Annotated in this window: 17 protein-coding genes; 5 read left to right on the forward strand and 12 right to left on the reverse strand. The window is 72.7% G+C overall.

Going from position 1 to position 15258, the window contains the following annotated elements; all coding sequences use genetic code 11:
• Window positions 1-50: 50 nt before the first annotated feature.
• Window positions 51-1343, reverse strand: coding sequence for a hypothetical protein (locus BJ964_RS08110; RefSeq protein ID WP_188120105.1), 1293 nt, complete (start codon window positions 1341-1343; stop codon window positions 51-53).
• Window positions 1344-1400: 57 nt separating this feature from the next.
• Window positions 1401-1895, reverse strand: a complete 495-nt coding sequence (locus BJ964_RS08115) for an Lrp/AsnC family transcriptional regulator (RefSeq protein WP_188120106.1) — start codon at window positions 1893-1895, stop codon at window positions 1401-1403.
• Window positions 1896-2088: 193 nt separating this feature from the next.
• Between BJ964_RS08115 and BJ964_RS08120 the strand changes: the two genes are divergently transcribed.
• A complete protein-coding gene (locus tag BJ964_RS08120) occupies window positions 2089-3036 on the forward strand; it encodes an RDD family protein (RefSeq protein ID WP_188120107.1) in 948 nt (315 codons plus the stop codon).
• A complete protein-coding gene (gene hisC / locus BJ964_RS08125) occupies window positions 3033-4121 on the forward strand; it encodes a histidinol-phosphate transaminase (RefSeq protein ID WP_188120108.1) in 1089 nt (362 codons plus the stop codon). Before BJ964_RS08120 ends, hisC begins: the two co-directional genes overlap by 4 nt.
• Before the next feature lie 13 nt (window positions 4122-4134).
• On the opposite strand, the gene BJ964_RS08130 is transcribed toward hisC, so the two are convergent.
• The 6 genes from BJ964_RS08130 to BJ964_RS08155 are packed head-to-tail and all read right to left on the reverse strand — an operon-like array spanning window position 4135 to window position 9037.
• Window positions 4135-5286 carry an outer membrane protein assembly factor BamB family protein gene (locus BJ964_RS08130; protein ID WP_188120109.1) on the reverse strand — a complete coding sequence of 384 codons (1152 nt, stop codon included), beginning with the start codon at window positions 5284-5286 and terminating at the stop codon, window positions 4135-4137.
• A 29-nt stretch (window positions 5287-5315) separates the two neighbouring features.
• Window positions 5316-6158: a hypothetical protein gene (locus BJ964_RS08135; RefSeq protein ID WP_188120110.1), complete on the reverse strand. Its 843-nt coding sequence runs from the start codon at window positions 6156-6158 to the stop codon at window positions 5316-5318.
• Window positions 6159-6197: 39 nt separating this feature from the next.
• A complete protein-coding gene (locus BJ964_RS08140; protein ID WP_188120111.1) occupies window positions 6198-7298 on the reverse strand; it encodes a tetratricopeptide repeat protein in 1101 nt (366 codons plus the stop codon).
• Window positions 7299-7328: 30 nt separating this feature from the next.
• Window positions 7329-7817: a 2-C-methyl-D-erythritol 2,4-cyclodiphosphate synthase gene (ispF, locus tag BJ964_RS08145; RefSeq protein ID WP_188120112.1), complete on the reverse strand. Its 489-nt coding sequence runs from the start codon at window positions 7815-7817 to the stop codon at window positions 7329-7331.
• Window positions 7814-8509, reverse strand: coding sequence for a 2-C-methyl-D-erythritol 4-phosphate cytidylyltransferase (ispD, locus tag BJ964_RS08150; protein ID WP_188126850.1), 696 nt, complete (start codon window positions 8507-8509; stop codon window positions 7814-7816). Before ispD ends, ispF begins: the two co-directional genes overlap by 4 nt.
• A gap of 42 nt (window positions 8510-8551) precedes the next feature.
• Window positions 8552-9037, reverse strand: a complete 486-nt coding sequence (locus tag BJ964_RS08155; RefSeq protein WP_183222390.1) for a CarD family transcriptional regulator — start codon at window positions 9035-9037, stop codon at window positions 8552-8554.
• A 350-nt stretch (window positions 9038-9387) separates the two neighbouring features.
• Here BJ964_RS08155 and BJ964_RS08160 point away from each other — a divergent pair, with 350 nt between their 5' ends.
• On the forward strand, window positions 9388-10170 hold the full coding sequence (locus BJ964_RS08160; RefSeq protein WP_188120113.1) for a hypothetical protein: 783 nt from the start codon (window positions 9388-9390) through the stop codon (window positions 10168-10170).
• A gap of 62 nt (window positions 10171-10232) precedes the next feature.
• On the opposite strand, the gene BJ964_RS08165 is transcribed toward BJ964_RS08160, so the two are convergent.
• The 4 genes from BJ964_RS08165 to BJ964_RS08180 are packed head-to-tail and all read right to left on the reverse strand — an operon-like array spanning window position 10233 to window position 13618.
• A complete protein-coding gene (locus tag BJ964_RS08165) occupies window positions 10233-10685 on the reverse strand; it encodes a DUF6023 family protein (protein WP_188120114.1) in 453 nt (150 codons plus the stop codon).
• On the reverse strand, window positions 10682-11746 hold the full coding sequence (locus tag BJ964_RS08170) for a type III polyketide synthase (protein WP_188120115.1): 1065 nt from the start codon (window positions 11744-11746) through the stop codon (window positions 10682-10684). Before BJ964_RS08170 ends, BJ964_RS08165 begins: the two co-directional genes overlap by 4 nt.
• An 11-nt stretch (window positions 11747-11757) precedes the next feature.
• On the reverse strand, window positions 11758-12912 hold the full coding sequence (locus BJ964_RS08175; RefSeq protein ID WP_188120116.1) for an acyl-CoA dehydrogenase family protein: 1155 nt from the start codon (window positions 12910-12912) through the stop codon (window positions 11758-11760).
• Window positions 12902-13618 carry a methyltransferase domain-containing protein gene (locus BJ964_RS08180; RefSeq protein ID WP_188120117.1) on the reverse strand — a complete coding sequence of 239 codons (717 nt, stop codon included), beginning with the start codon at window positions 13616-13618 and terminating at the stop codon, window positions 12902-12904. Before BJ964_RS08180 ends, BJ964_RS08175 begins: the two co-directional genes overlap by 11 nt.
• Before the next feature lie 48 nt (window positions 13619-13666).
• On the opposite strand from BJ964_RS08180, the gene BJ964_RS08185 reads away from it, so the two are divergent.
• Both BJ964_RS08185 and BJ964_RS08190 read left to right on the forward strand, forming a co-directional pair.
• Entirely contained in the window at window positions 13667-14494 is an 828-nt protein-coding gene (locus BJ964_RS08185; protein ID WP_188120118.1) for a UbiA family prenyltransferase, read from the forward strand.
• A 92-nt stretch (window positions 14495-14586) separates the two neighbouring features.
• Window positions 14587-15252 carry a hypothetical protein gene (locus BJ964_RS08190; RefSeq protein ID WP_188120119.1) on the forward strand — a complete coding sequence of 222 codons (666 nt, stop codon included), beginning with the start codon at window positions 14587-14589 and terminating at the stop codon, window positions 15250-15252.
• Window positions 15253-15258 lie beyond the last annotated feature (6 nt).

A 15258-nucleotide genomic window follows, 5' to 3' on the forward strand; every position in this document is an offset into this window, starting at 1 on the left:
TAGGCCAGCGAGGCCGTGCCGCGCGAACCACTCCCCGGAGCTTCCCCGCATCAGGAGAACGGCAGGTAGGCCATGTCCCTCCCGGACGCCGCGATCATCCCGTCCGGACCGACCGCGAAGACCTTCGCATCGGTACGCACATCGGCACGAACCGCCCCGTTCGACGGGGTCAGCGCGGTCACCCTGTTCTTCGAGACGACGATCACGGCGTACGGGGTGAGCGCCGCACCGACCTCACCCCGCCCGTCCAGCCGCCAGACCGCCTTGTCCTTGGCGAACGAGTACCCGCGTACCTGATCGCCCTTGCGGATGACGGCGTACGCGTCGTTGAGGGTGAGCACGGTCGACTCCTTGTCGCCGTACCACAGGTCGCGCCCGTCGTAGCCGTTGATCAGCACCTCCCGCCCGTACGGGTCGACGCCGAGCACCACGTTGTAGCCGCCGGCCGGATCGCGCTCCTGGTCGCAGGCCGACCCGTTGTCGGCGGTACGCAGGTTCAGCCCGTCCCGCCGCCACACCACCTGGCCGCCCGGCGGGTTCCCGGCCACCACGTCGTAGTAGCAGGTGCCGTCCTTGGCGGTGCCGGTGATCGTCAGGACCCGGCCGCCGACCACCGCGACCCGCTGCTGCCGGCCGGGCCGCACGGTCTGCACGAGCCGTCCGCTCGCCGTGTCGATCACCCGGATCTGCCCGTCGTGCGGCAGCCCGAGCAGCCCGGGCAGGACGGGCGGCCCGGCCACGTCGTCGTCCACCTTGTTGGAGGAGAGCCGCCGGGTGTCCGGCAGATCGGGGTTGGCGGCGTCCAGGACGAACCCGATGCTTCCGGTGCCGACCGACCAGAGCTGTTCACCGGAGCGCGGGTCCCAGGCGGTGAGCCGGCAGTCGTCGCCGTCGGAACAGCTCAGGTCCACGATCGCGTCCTGGTAGGTCCAGACCGCCGTGGCACCGGTGTCGGAACGCCGTACCGTGCCGGTGGCCGGGTCGAGGACCTGGTAGCCCTTGGTCAGCAGGCGGCCGGTCACCACGACGGCGTTGGCGCCCTTGCCGGCGATCGAGGCCCAGTCGGCGTCCGAGGACCAGAGTTTGACGGCGGCGGTCAGGCCGTAGGCCTCCACCGAGGTCCGGTACTCGACGATCACCGAGTCCCCGGCGATCGCGATGCTCTGCGGCGACCCGCCCAGCTGCTGCTGCCAGCGGGCCCCGGGCGCGATCGGCCCGCTCGTGTTGATCCACGACCAGAGCTGCGGGAACGGGTTCCACACGCCGGTCGCGGCCAGCACGGTGACGACGACCGTGGCGGCGACCAGCGTGTATCCCTTCCAGGAACCGCCTCCGGAGGCCATGCGGGCAGGGTAATGACCTTCGATCCGGGAACCCGCCAGCACGGAAAGTCCGTGTCGTCAGGTTATCCGCGCATTTGTCGCCGACCGAACCAGCGGCACGGTCCGGTACGGGATCAGCTCGGCGAGCGCGATGATCGTGTGGGCCCGGCCGATGCCCGCGTAGCCGACGATCTGGTCGATCACCCGTTGCAGGTCGGCGTTGGAGCGGGCCACGATCCGGCACAGGATGTCCCCGCCGCCGGTGATCGTGTGCGCCTCCAGGACCTCGGGGATCTCGGCCAGGTGCTCGGCGACGGCGTCGTGCCCGTACCTCTGGATGATCTCCAATGTCACGAAGCTGGTGACCCCGAAGCCGATCGCGGCCGGCTGGACCTCGGGCCCGAAGCCCTTGATCGCGCCCCGCGCGATCAGCTTGTCCAGCCGCGCCTGCACCGTGCCGCGGGCCACCGCGAGCCGCCGGGAGAGTTCCAGCACACCGATCCGCGGCTCGGCCGCGAGCAGCGAGATGAGCCGCGCGTCGAGCGGATCCAGCTGGACAGTCTGCTCACCCATGGCGTGAAGCTACCGCACCGATTGCGCAGGTTGATCAGCCATGAACGCGACGGTTGCCCAGCCCGGCCCGAAGGATCACCGTGAGGCGGAAGCACCGGCCTCCGGACGGTGACGACCTGTGACACTGTGAGCAGGCCCAGCGGACCGGTCAGCCCGCAGGGAATCGTCAAGATGTCGTGGTAAAGGTTTGCGCATGAGTTCCGTTCCCGCGGGTTGGTACAAGGATCCCGCCGACACCAGCACCCAGCGCTACTGGGACGGTGAGGGCTGGGTGGGCAAGGCCATCCCGGCGGACGCGGTGCCACCGGACGGCCCACCGCCCACGGAGGAGCCGGAGCCGCCCACCCCGGTCACGCCGGCCGCGCCCACCATCGTGACCCCCGCCCCCGCGCCGGCCCCCGGCCCGCAGCCGGGTCCGCCGCCCGGCTGGGGCCCGCAACCGCCGCCGCCACCGGGATGGCAGCCCCCGCCCGGCATGCAGCCGCCGCCGGGCTGGAAGCAGGCCGGCGCGCAGCCGATTCACCCCTACCTCTACCCGATGCCCGAGGTCCGGCCGCACGGCATGGTGCTGGCCGGGCTCGGCCGGCGGCTCACCGCCCGGCTCGTCGACATCGCCGCGGTGCTGCTGCTGAACATCCTGGTCAACGGCTACTTCGTGTACATGTACTGGCAGGACTTCCGGCCGATCCTCACCGATTACATGGACCAGATCGAGGCCGGCGTCGCCGCCCCGGTGGTCCAGCAGCCCCCGGAGCGGATGCAGACGCTGTCGGTGGCCATCGTCATGATCGCCACGCTGCTCTGGCTGCTCTACGAGGCGCCGTCGATCGCCAGCACCGGGCAGACCCTGGGCAAGCGGCTGATGGGGATCAAGGTCGTCCCGGTAGAGAAGACCGGCCCGATCGGGTTCGGCCGGGCCTTCACCCGCTGGGCCCGGCTCGGCATGTGGACCCTCTTCTGGTGGTGCGGCATCGGCCTGGTCATCCAGTTCGTGGCCGCGCTGTCCCCCGTCTTCGACCCCCGGCTGCGGCAGGCGTGGCACGACAAGGCCGCGGCCACCGTCGTGGTCGCCGTACCGCCCGGGGCGCAACCCACCATCGACGCCGCCACCCGCGACGACAACCCCGGAGGACCGCAATGACCCGGCTCACCCGTGCCGATCTGGACGCGCTGCCCGACTACGTGCCCGGCCGCAACGTCGCCGACCTCGCCCGGGAGCTGGGCATCGCCGAGGCGATCAAGCTGGCCAGCAACGAGGTGCCGTACGGTCCGCTGCCCGGGGTCGTGGAGGCGATCACCGAGGCCGCCCGGACCGTCCACCGGTACCCGGACATGGGCGTGGTCCAGCTGCGCGACCGGATCGGCGAGCGGTTCGGCGTCGCCCCGGAGCGGGTGGTCACCGGCTGCGGTTCGGTGGCGCTGGCCGAGATCCTGGTGAAGGCGACCTGCCTGCCGGGCGACGAGATCGTCTACTCCTGGCGGTCCTTCGAGGCGTACCCGATCATCGCGGCCGGCGGCGGCGCCACCAGCGTCCGGGTGCCGAACACCGCGGCGCACGGGCACGACCTGACCGCGATCGCCGAGGCGATCACCGACCAGACCCGGCTCGTCTTCGTCTGCAACCCGAACAACCCGACCGGCACCAGCCTGCGCCGGGCCGAGCTGGACCGGTTCCTCGGCGAGGTGCCGTCGGACGTGCTCGTGGTGCTCGACGAGGCGTACCGGGAGTTCGTCACCGACCCGGACGTGCCGGACGGCCTGGAGACGTACGGGGACCGCCCCAACGTCGTGGTCCTGCGCACCATGAGCAAGGCGTGGGGCCTGGCCGGTCTGCGGATGGGCTACCTGGTCGCCCAGCCGGAGATCGCGGCCACCATCCGCAAGGTGGTCACCCCGTTCTCCACCAGTCTGGTCGCGCAGGCGGCCGCCCTCGCCGCCCTCGACCAGGAGGCCGAGGTCCGCCGCCGGTGCGCCGAGGTGGTCACCGAGCGGTCCCGGGTGACCGAGGCGCTGCGCAAGCTGTCCCTCGACGTGCCGGACAGCCAGGCCAACTTCGTCTGGCTGCCGCTCGGCGACCGGACCGCCGCCTTCACCGCCGCCTGCGAGAACCGCGGCGTGATCGTTCGCGGCTTCCACCCCGAGGGCGTCCGGGCGACCATCGGCACCCCCGAGGAGAACGACCGGTTCCTCGCGGTCGCCGAGGCCACGCTCACCGAAACGGCCTGATCAAAAACCCTGATCAGTACGGGAGGACGGTGACCAGCACGGTGTCGAGGGTGAGGTAGTAGATCGGCGACGCCGGGTCCTCCGGGGCCTCGGGGCTCAGCCGCTCCATCGCCAGGTAGCCGTCGAAGACCTGGTAGAGCCCCGGCTTCCAGTGGGTGTCGTCGGTCCCGTAGGCCATCGGGTAGGTGTAGCGCAGCACCCCGGTCCGGGCGTCCAGGCCTTCGAGCGAGTTCGACGGCGTGAGCAGCAACACCGTCGCCGGGGTGCCGCCGAGCACCCGCACCAGCCCGGGGCGCTCCCAGAGCCGCTCACCGTCCACGGACACCGCGCTGATCCCCGCGTCCGTGGGGACGACCACCACACCGGCCGCGAACGTCGACCCGGGCGCGTCCAGGGCGGCCACCCGCCGCGGGACGGCGCCACCGGCGAGCCAGCCGTGCCCGGAGCCGTCCCGGAACGCCGGGCAGACGGACGAGACGCAGCCGACCGGCTCGTAGGGCCCGGCCGGCCAGCCGCTCACGGGACGGCCGGTCACCGCGTCGTAGGCGCCGGTCGCGCACACGTACGCGCCGCCCTCGGTGGTGAACCCGTCGGCGCAACCGGCCGGGACCGTGATGCTCCACAGGCGCTCGCCGGTGCTCAGCGCGTACCCCGAAAGATCCTGCCCCTGAGTGACCACGACGGCGCCGCCGGCGAGACGCAGACCCGGCGGGCTCCAGACCGTCGCGGCCCCGGTGCGGTGTCCGGCATAGCCGGGCGCGTCCGGGCCGTCCGCCCGCCACGACACCTTTCCGGTACGGGCATCGAGCGCGATCAACCGCCCGTCGGACCATCGGGTGACCACCGTGGCGCCGCTCGCGACCACCGCGCTCACCTGCTCCGGCCAGCGCCGGAACGACCAGCGGGCGGTGTACATGGTCCGCGCGGTGACCGGCCCGTCCGCCCGGACCTGGTGTTTCGCCGCGTAGACGCGCAGCCGCCGGTCGACGATCAGCGGCGCCTGGTTGAGCCGCCCGGTGACACCGAAGGTGGGCGTCGGCTCGGGAGGGTACGGCGTGATGGCGCTCGCGGCCTGCTCCGCCGGGGCCAGCACCCGCCACCCGATCGCCGCACTCGCGACCAGCAGAAGCACGGCCGCCAGGATTCGCAGCAGCACCCGGGTCACGGGCGAAAGTATTACAGGTCAGGGCGAGCTCACTCGAACCCACCGTTGATCAGGCCCAGCCGGACCAGTTCGGTGAGCGGTTCGACCACGTTCGCCGCACCGAATCCGACGAACAGCGGCCGCGGCCCGTCCCGGTGCGTGCGGGCCGGCTCGACCAGCGGCACCGGATGGGTCGCGGCCAGCGCCTCGGCCACCTCGGCCACCTCACCGCCACCGGCCGCGATCACCGTGGCGACCAGCACGTTCAGGAAGCCGTGGTGGGTGAACCCGGTCTCCGGATCGGTGTGCCGGGTGGCGTGGCGCATCCCGGCGGCCAGCTTGAACGGCAACTCCCGGTCCCGGCAGGCGCAGATCACCGCGGCCAGCTCGACCGGGGTCGGGAACAGCTCCGCGGCCAGCCCGCCGACCCGGAACTTGGGGGCGATCGGCACACCGTCGGCCCGGGCCTCGGCCACCGAGTCCAGCGCCGCCAGCAGGCCCCAGCTCAGCGGGATCTCGGCGTACAGCGGGAGCCCGGTGCCGGCGGCCGCGAAGGTGCGGAGGGTGGCCAGGCCGGGTTGTGGGTCCTCGCCCCGGCGGGCCACCGCCGCCTCGAGGTGCTTCACCACGACACCGGACGAGCGCAGCTTCTCCACGGTGTTGGGCAGGGCCGCGGCCGGCACGTCGCCGATCAGCGCGGCGGTGAGCCGGGGCACCTGCTCGGTCCCGAGGAGCGAGGCCGGCATCAGCAGCGAGCCGATCAGGTCGCTGTACCACGAAGCGGTGTGCTCCTGGTGCTTGAGCACCGCGTCGTCCAGTCCGACCGGGCTGGGCGGCAGCAGACACGCGTCATCGACCAGCCCGGCGTAGAGCGGAGGCACCATAGTCGACACGAATTCGAACCTAGTAGACGCCGCGCGAAACGGACAGCCTCAGCGTTTGCGGCGGCCCGCCGGCACCAGGACCTCGGCGACGACGCCCGCCACCATGCCGGCGACCAGTGGCGCCGGCCCGCCGACGACCGCGTACGCCAGCAGGAACAGCGGCGCCGCGAAGGTCAGGTAGACGGCCGCCGCGAGACGCCGGTCCCCGGAGCGCAGGCGGCGCATCACCACCCCGGCCGGCTCCGGCAAGCGGCCACGGAACCAGAACACCACGGCACCGAAGATCAGTACGCCGATGAGCCCCGCCCAGACCCGGGAGATCCCGACGTTGACCAGGGTCATCGCGGCCGCCAGCACGGCCGCCACGATGGTGCCGCCGGAGCCGTACCGGGCCGTCTCGCCCACCGCGTCCGCGGTCTCCCCGGACACGTCGAGAACCGGGTGGGCGGGCGCCACCACCGGTGTGGCCGGGCTCGCGAACGCCCCCGGAGCCGGGACGTCCCCACCGGGTGGCACGCCCAGCGACGCCTCCTCGGCCAGGTCCTCGATGGCACGGGCCCAGCGGCGGCGCTCGAACCGGACGATCCCGGTGTCCCGGCCCGCGTCACCGATCACCGGGTCCAGTTCCAGCGCCTCCCCGTACGCCCGCTGCGCCAGGTCGAACAACCGCAACCGGGCGGCGACCACGGCCAGCACCAGGTGCGCCTCGGCGTCGGTGGGTGCGATCCGGACGCCGTTCCACGCGGCGTTCAGCGCCTCCTGGCCGTTGCGTGACTCGCTGAGCAGGGCGGCTCCGGTGCGCTGCGCGTACGCCTCGTCCGGCCACGCGGTCAGGATCTCGGCGGCGACCCCGGCGGCGTCCGCGAACCGCCGGCTGTCGGTGAGCGCCATCGCCCGGACCACGAGGACGGCCAGGTCCCCCGGCTCAGCGGCGGCGGCACGCTCGGCGGCGGCCAGCGCCTCGGTGGGCTGATCGGCGGCGAGGTGGATGCGGGCCAGGGTGGTGAGGAGGCCGGCCTCCCGCGGCGCGGCGGTCAGACCGGCCGCGATCTCGTCGGCGGCCTCGTCGTAGCGGCCGAGATCGGCCAGCAGGAGGGCACGCTCGCGGTGCTCCTCCGGGGTGGTGTCGGGCTCCAAGGGGGCGGGCACGCTGCCGAGCGTAGGCCGTCCACCTGGAAATCAGTCGACTCGGGGTGACCCCGGGAAGACCATCGCGACGGCGATCCCGGCCAGGCCCTCGTCACGCCCGGTGAGCCCGAGCCCGTCGGTGGTGGTGCCGGCCACCGTGACCGGTGCTCCGGCCGCCTCGGAGAGCACCTTCTCCGCCTCGGCCCGGCGCTTCCCGATCTTGGGATGGTTCCCGACCACCTGGATCGACACGTTCCCGATCTCGAAACCGGCCGCCCGTACGCGCCGGGCCGTCTCGCCGAGCAGGGTGATCCCGGCCGCGCCCGCCCACTCCGGCCGGCTCGTGCCGAAGTTGCTGCCCAGGTCGCCGAGCCCGGCCGCGGACAGCAGCGCGTCACAGGCGGCGTGGGCCGCCACGTCGGCGTCGGAGTGCCCGGCCAGCCCGGTCTCGCCGGGCCAGTGCAGCCCGGCCACCCAGCAGGGCCGCTCGGGGTCGAAGGCGTGGACGTCGGTACCGATGCCGACCCGCGGAATGATCACTCCGAGAGCTTAAGCAGGTGGGTGGCGAGTGCCAGGTCGATGGGCCGGGTGATCTTCAAGGCGAAGTCCGAGCCGGGGACGCACAGCACCGGCCGCCCGAGCTTCTCCACCGCCCCGGCGTCGTCGGTGTGCGAGTCGGCGGCCGCGGCATGGGCGGCACGCAGGGTGCCGGCGCGGAAGCCCTGGGGGGTCTGGACCGCTCGCAGCACCGACCGGTCGACCGTCCCGAGGACCGTGCCGTCGGCCGCGACCTCCTTGATCGTGTCCACCACCGGAAGCGCGGGGATCACGGCGTCGGCGCCGTCCCGCACCGCGGCGGCGACCCGTTCGAACAGCTCGGCGGGCGCGAGGCAGCGGGCCGCGTCGTGCACCAGGACGATGCCGACGTCATCGGGAACGACCGCGAGCGCGGCGGCGACGGAATCCTGCCGCTCGGCGCCGCCCGCCACCACGGTGACCGGGGCCACCGGAGAGAGCAGATCGTGCACGGCCTCGACCTCGGCCGGCGGAGCGGCCACGACGATCATGCGGACCGACGGCGCGGCGGCCGTCCGGCGGATCGCGTGGACCAGGAGGGGCTCCCCCTCGAGCAGGCGCAGCGCCTTGGGGGCGCCCGGGCCGAGGCGCACACCGGCGCCCGCGGCCGGAACGACGACCGCGACGTCACCGCGAGCATTGAGCTGCGCGGTCACGTCGCGGTCGTCGGTCAAGGTGTGAGGGATGCGTTGGACGGATCAGGCCTCGGTGAGGACCTTGTCGAGCAGGACCTCAGCCTCATCCTTGCTGCTCTTCTCAGCGAGGGCCACCTCGCCGACCAGAATGTCGCGAGCCTTGGCGAGCATGCGCTTCTCACCCGCGGAAAGGCCACGCTCGCGCTCACGGCGCCAGAGGTCACGGACAACCTCGGCAACCTTCAGCGGGTTACCGGAAGCAAGCTTCTCGAGGTTCGCCTTGTAACGCCGCGACCAGTTGGTCGGCTCCTCGGTGTGCGGAGCACGGAGGACATCGAAGACCTTTCCAAGGCCTTCCTCGCCAACCACTTCGCGCACGCCGACTTCTTCGGCATTCTCAGCGGGCACCCGAACAGTCAGATCGCCCTGGGCGACACGCAGAACGAGATACTGCCTTTCAACGCCCTTGATGACCCTAGTCTCGATTGCCTCGATGAGTGCGGCCCCGTGGTGGGGGTAAACAACGGTCTCGCCGACACTGAAAACCATAGGTTCGAAACCCCTTTCGCTGTGTCTAGGGTAACACGCCCAGGCGGCCGTGTCTTGCCCTGTCGGTCACTGTTAGTGCAGCTCAGAGGCCCTGTGATGGGGCTTTCTACCGCTTGACAGCGAAGCGAGAAGCTGCCTAAGTAACGCAAAGTGACCAGACCGTTACGACCTCGGCCAACAAGGCCGCGTAAACCAAGTCGGGAATTCCGGACCTGATGGCTTTGTGAGATCAAGCTTATCGCTAAGGTCCGCATCGGCGCACCACTGGCGATGCGGCTCCACGTGCGGGACGCTGGACGGAAGTTCCCCGACCGAAGCAAGATCTGGTCGGCCAGGGGGGAGGTTGAGTCATGGCTGGCGCGAGCGACAACGGCGACAGGCCGCCCGGCGGCGGGCCCTCCGACGGTCTCCCGGAGTTCCCCGAGGAGTGGGGCGTCATCGTCATTCCGGACGACCTCTCCGAGCTCGCCGACGAGGTCGCGGCGGTCCGCGCCGAGCTGCACACGGCCGCGCCGCTCAACGGGTGGCAGCGCCTGGCCAGCCGGCCCACGGTCCGCCGGCTGCGCCGTCTCAGCGGCCTGCTGACCCACACCCCGGCCCTGATCATCACCCTCGCCATCCTCGTCACGGTCGCCAGCCTGTTCGCCTCGGCGTGGCCCGGGCCGCCCCGGCAGCCGGCCACCCAGCGGACCTCCGGCGCACCCGAGAGCCGGTCCGACCAGCTGCCCGCGCTGGACCTCATCGACAGCGAGGGGCAGAGCGTTTCGATTCTGGGGCGACTTCCGGCCGTGTTGATGCTCACCGAGGGCTGCGACTGCGCGGCACTGGTCAGGGACACGATCGCCGCGGTTCGAAGTGACATCGCGATCCTCACCGTGAGTAAGGCGCGGGCGTCCGCCAGCGCACCCGCGGCCGGGCAGAACCTGCTGCCGACCGCACGGACCCCGCGGGCCGACGGCAAGGTGGTCACCGCGTTGCAGGACCCCACCGACACGCTGCGGCGACAACTCGGGCTCGGTGCGCCGGACGGGACGGCCGCGGTGGTCCTCGTCGACCGGCTCGGGAAGATCGTCCGGGTTCATCCACGGACCGCCTCGGTCGAGACGTTCCGGCCCGACCTGTCCCGCCTCTAACGACTAAAACCCATAATGGGGTACGGAGTGGTCGGTACCGGCAGGAATCGGCGCGGCCGGGGTCAGCCGGAGGATCGCTGCAGGGCGTAGCGGAAGACGACCGGGCCGGGTGCGTCGATGCTGACGTGCATGCGCAGCTGCCGGGTGAGGCCGACGCTGAAGATGTCCGGGGTGCGGGCGCCGGAGCAGCGCAGGCCCCGGCCGGAGTCGTCGCCGCCGAGGCTGACCCGCACCCGGGCGCCGTCGTCCCCGGCGCACACCACCGACACCAGGAAGTCGCCCTGCTCCACCTCGACGATCTCGTCGTAGCCGGTGCCCGGCTCCAGGACCAGAGTGTTCGCCACCTCCTGCTCGCCGATATCGGGCAGCAGCTGCTCGGCGGTCAGCCGCCAGTGCGCCAGCCGGCCGTCACCCGCGCCCTCGGGTGCGGCCCGCCACCACCACACCAGTCCAGTCACCAAGATCAATGCCATCAGCGCGTGCAGCACGACGCCGCGTCCCCGTTCGCTGCTCACGCTGCGAGAGTAGAGCCCTCCAGAAGAGTGACGTAGAGCGTGAGCCCCGGACCGAAGGCGAGCATCACGATCCGCTGCGGCGGGACCGGGCGACGGCGTAGCTCGTTCAGGACCAGGAGCACGGTCGGTGACGAGCAGTTGCCGTGGGCGGCGAGGACGGCACGGGACTCGGCGAGCGCGGCGGCGGGCAGGTCCAGACGCTCCTGGACCACGTCGAGGATCTTCGGGCCGCCCGGGTGCACGGCCCAGCCGTCCACGTCCGCGATGCTCCGGCCGTGCTTCGACAGGACCTGCTCGACCAGGCCGCGGACGTGCGCGGCGAGGACCGCCGGCACCTTCGGCGACAGGCCCATCCGGAAGCCCAGATCGGTGACCTCCCATGTCATGTGGTCGGCGGTCGAGGTGTCGGTGATCGCGGCGAGCTCGCGGACGGCGTACCCCGGATGGTTTTGATCGTGAGGGGTGACCACGACGGCGGCCGCGGCGTCCGAGAAGAGGGCGTGCGAGACGATCTGCTGGATGTCCGCGCGGGCGCCGGGCGGTTGCAGGTGCAGGCTCGTCAGCTCGGCGCAGAGCAGCAGCGCGGGACGGCCGCGGGCCACCACGAAGTCACTCACCGTGCCGAGACCCGGCAACGCGGCGTAACACCCCATGTGTCCCACGAAGAGCCTTTGCACGTTGGGTGACATACCCAGATCCCGGGCGAGCAGAATGTCCAGTCCGGGGGTCGCGTAGCCGGTGCACGAACAGACCGCGAAGAGCCCCAGATCGCCGGCCGCCACCCCGGCGTCGGCCAGAGCCCGGTCCACCGCGGCCTTGCCCAGCGGAACCGCCTCGGCCTGGTAGCGGCGCATCCGGCGCTCGGTGGACCAGTTCGCGACGTCCTCCAGCAGCGGGCTCACCACGGCCTGCCGGGTACGGACCCCGGCGTTCGCGAAGATCCGCCGGGCCAGGCCGTGCCGGGCGCCGGTGTAGTGGTGGGCGAAGTAGCCGTCCCAGATGTCGTCCTGGGCGGTCGCGGGCGGCAGCGCCACCCCGACGCCGCTGATCACCGCGTCCATCCGGCGGCCCGTCACCAGCGCGGGGCGACGCCGTCGGCGTCCGGGTCGCCGCCGAGCGCGTCCACGCCCAGCCAGTCGGCACAGACGTCGCTGGTGGCCGGTTGCAGCGAACCCGCCCGGGCGTCCCGGTAGAGCCGCTCCAGCGGATGGCCACGCCGCATCGCCGAGGTGCCGGCCGCCTCCAGCATCGCCGCCGCCACGTCCGCCGCGGTCGTCCCGGCCAGCAGCTTGGCCCGCCACACCCAGCGGTTCGTCTCCGGATCGCCGGGCGCCCGGTCGACCCGGCGGGCCGCCTCCCGCACCACCAGGTGCGCGGCCGACACCGCGGCGTCGGCACGGCCGATCCGGGCCCGGACCGCGGGCAGCCGGCCCAGACCGCGGGCGTTGACGTGCTCGACCGCGGCCTCCACGGCAGCCCGGGCCACTCCCACGTAGACCGCGGCGTAACTGGCCACCATCCAGTGCGGGGCCAGCTGGGCGGCCACCAGGGCGAGCCCCTCCACGCCGCCGAGCAGCGCCGGCGCCGGGACCGTCACGTCCACGTGCAGGTCGTGCGAACCGGTGGCGCGCATGCCCAGGGCATCCCAGGTGGGTTCGACCCGCAGGCCCTCGCCCGCCGGGACCAGGAACTGCGACACCTGGGCGGGGTCGGCGGCACCGCGGGCGGCGACCAGGTAGGCGTCCGCGTGACCGGCGCCCGAACAGAACGTCTTGGCGCCGGTGATCCGGTAGCCGCCGTCCACCCGCCGGTAGGTGGTGGACAGCTCGGACAACCGGGAGCCGGCGCCGCGTTCGCTCATCGCCACGGCGTACCAGGCGCCGCCGGCGGCCGCCTTGAGGAAGCCGTCCCGGGCCTCCAGCGCCTCCGCCGGCAGCCCCAGCAACTCGGCCAGCTCGTCGGTGACGCCGGCGATCGCACCGGTCACCGAGGCGTGCATGTTGAAGACCAGGGCCGTCGAGCCGTTGCCGCGGGCCAGCTCGTAGGCGATCTCCGCGTACTCGGTGAAACCCGCGCCCGCGCCGCCCAGCCGGGCCGGGACCATCAGACCGAAGAAGCCCGCCTCCCGCAGCTCGGCGAAATCCCGTTCGGGGAAGGACCCGTCCCGGTCGCTGTCGGCCGCGCGGGCCGCGAACCGTGGGGCGAGCCGTCGCGCCTCATCCAGCATGTCGTCCCCTTCCTCTCCCGAACCCCTGATAGAGAATCGCCGCCGAGAAGCTGGGCACGATGCGCCCGGACCCGGCCCGGCCCAGCACCAGCCAGCGGAACAGTCCCGGCAGGCTCGGACGGACCCCCCGGATCTCCAGATCCACCCCGTGCCGCGCGAACTCGGTCACCAGGCGCCGGGGTGGCACGAACAACGCCGGATCGTGCAGGCCGGCCGGGGCGATCCCGAGCCGCTCGCCCAAGGTCACCGTGACCAGGCGGCTGAGGTGGGTGTCGTTCACCGTGTCCAGCACCACGAGACCGCCGGGACGCAGCACCCGGCACAACTCGGCCACCGTGCCGGACAGGTCGGTGACGTGCTCCAGGATCTCGCCGGCCACCACCACGTCGGCGCTGCGGTCGGCCAGCGGCAGCGCGGTCACGTCCCCGTTCACCGCGGTCATCCCACGCGGGGCGGCCCGCTCCAGCCCGGTCCGGCGCAGGTCGACGCCGATGTGCCGGTAGCCCTTGCCGCGGACGTGCGGTGCGAGCAGGCCACCGCCGCAGCCCGCGTCCACCAGGATCCGGCCGGGCGCCCCCGCCGGAGGGATCAGTGCCGCCCGGGCCTCGGCCAGCCAGTGCAGCAATTCGAAGGGTCCGCCGGGTCGCCACCACTCTCCGGCCAGGTCGTCGTACTGACGTGGATCATTGCGCTGCATCGACAGCATGTGATCGAGCCTGGCACGGACCGTGCGCGGAGGCCACACTTGGCAGCCATGTCCCGTGCGCTCGCACTGCTCAGATCGGCCCATCCGGAACCGGGTGCCGCGGTCACCCTCGCCATCACGCTGCTGGCCGTCGGCGCCGGGCATCGCGGGTCCCGGCTCGCGCTCGTCGCCCTCACCGTGGCGGCCAGCCAGCTCGCCGTCGGCTGGGTCAACGACCGGCTGGACGCGGAACGCGACCGGCGGGCCGGGCGGCGCGACAAACCGGTGGCGGCCGGTGCGGTGTCGCCGCGGGCGGTCGGCGCCGCCGGGATCGGGGCGGCTGTGGCCGTACCCCTGCTGGCCTTCGACCTGGGTCTTCCGGCGCTCCTGGCGATCTCGGTGGCGACCGTGTTCGCGCTGCTCTACGACTGGCCGCTGAAGAACACCGCGTTCTCGGTGGTGCCGTACCTGATCGCCTTCGGACTGCTGCCGGCCTTCGTGGTGCTCGCCAGGCCCGGGCACCCGGCGCCGCCGGCCTGGCTGGTCGCGGCCGGTGCGCTGCTCGGCGGCGGCGCGCACTTCGCCAACGTGCTGCCGGACCTGGACGACGACGCGGCCACCGGGGTGCGCGGGCTGCCGCACCGGATCGGCGCGGCCGGGTCCCAGCTGGCCGCCGCGGGCCTCCTGCTGGGCGCGACGCTCACCCTGGTCCTCGGGCCGCCCGGGCCGCCGTCGTGGACCGGCCTGGCGGCATGCGCGGCCGCCGTCGTGGTCCTTCCCCTCGGTTGGTACGCCGCGCGCCGCGCCGACGGACGGCCGGTCGCGCTGTTCCGGGCCGTCATCGTGGTCGCCCTGATCGACGTCCTGCTGCTGGTCTTCAGCGGTCGGCTGACCTGATCCGGCCACGTGATGGATGGGTCGGCGTACACCGCCGATCGCCGCCCATTAGGCTGATCGAACACCCTGGTGTCTCTATTTGGAGGATCGTGATGCGTCCCCTGCGAACCCGTCGCGCCGCACTGGTCGCGGGTGCCGCCACGGTCGCCGCCCTGGCCCTGGGTGGCTGCTCGGCCGGCCAGGTCGCCGAGACCGCCATCCTGGACACGCCCATCGCGGGCGTCGACACGGAAACCGCCGACGGCAGCGTGTTCATCCGCAACCTGCAGGTGGAGTACAACGGCGTCGAGGGCTACGAGAAGGGTGCGAACGCTCCGCTCGACCTGAGCCTCTTCAACCAGACCGCCGAGCCGGTCACCGTCACGATCACCAGCGCCGCGCCGGACCTCCCGCAGGTCGTCGGTGCGGACCAGGTCGGCTTCGTGAGCGCCGCCGCCACGGTCACCACCCCGGGCGAGGTCGCCGCCAGCCCGTCCGTCGCCCCGAGCGCCTCCGCGCCGGCTCCCACGGTCCGCCCGGCCCGGATCCAGCTCGCCCCGCTGTCAGCGGCGACGTTCCGCTCGACCGACCTGGTTCCGCTCCAGGTCATCGGCCTCCAGAGCGCGCTCACCCCGGGCGCCGCGGTCAACCTGGTCTTCGAGTTCAGCAACAGCTCGGAGAAGCTGGTCCTCCAGGCGCCGGTCGCCACCCCGCTCAGCCCGGCGCCCCGCGGCCCGGCGGAGCCCGGCGAGGACGCCCCGGAGTCCGAGGGTCACTGACCGGGA

Source organism: Actinoplanes lobatus (genome assembly GCF_014205215.1).
Taxonomy (GTDB): domain Bacteria; phylum Actinomycetota; class Actinomycetes; order Mycobacteriales; family Micromonosporaceae; genus Actinoplanes; species Actinoplanes lobatus.

Bases quoted from the DNA above. Each gene is read 5' to 3' on its own strand.
- BJ964_RS08115 (WP_188120106.1), bottom strand. From the start codon at position 1,895: ATGGGTGAGCAGACTGTCCAGCTGGATCCGCTCGACGCGCGGCTCATC.
- BJ964_RS08190 (WP_188120119.1), top strand. From the start codon at position 14,587: ATGCGTCCCCTGCGAACCCGTCGCGCCGCACTGGTCGCGGGTGCCGCC.
- BJ964_RS08175 (WP_188120116.1), bottom strand. From the start codon at position 12,912: ATGCTGGATGAGGCGCGACGGCTCGCCCCACGGTTCGCGGCCCGCGCG.
- BJ964_RS08160 (WP_188120113.1), top strand. From the start codon at position 9,388: ATGGCTGGCGCGAGCGACAACGGCGACAGGCCGCCCGGCGGCGGGCCC.
- BJ964_RS08180 (WP_188120117.1), bottom strand. From the start codon at position 13,618: ATGCTGTCGATGCAGCGCAATGATCCACGTCAGTACGACGACCTGGCC.
- BJ964_RS08170 (WP_188120115.1), bottom strand. From the start codon at position 11,746: ATGGACGCGGTGATCAGCGGCGTCGGGGTGGCGCTGCCGCCCGCGACC.
- BJ964_RS08185 (WP_188120118.1), top strand. From the start codon at position 13,667: ATGTCCCGTGCGCTCGCACTGCTCAGATCGGCCCATCCGGAACCGGGT.
- hisC (WP_188120108.1), top strand. From the start codon at position 3,033: ATGACCCGGCTCACCCGTGCCGATCTGGACGCGCTGCCCGACTACGTG.
- BJ964_RS08120 (WP_188120107.1), top strand. From the start codon at position 2,089: ATGAGTTCCGTTCCCGCGGGTTGGTACAAGGATCCCGCCGACACCAGC.
- BJ964_RS08155 (WP_183222390.1), bottom strand. From the start codon at position 9,037: ATGGTTTTCAGTGTCGGCGAGACCGTTGTTTACCCCCACCACGGGGCC.
- BJ964_RS08110 (WP_188120105.1), bottom strand. From the start codon at position 1,343: ATGGCCTCCGGAGGCGGTTCCTGGAAGGGATACACGCTGGTCGCCGCC.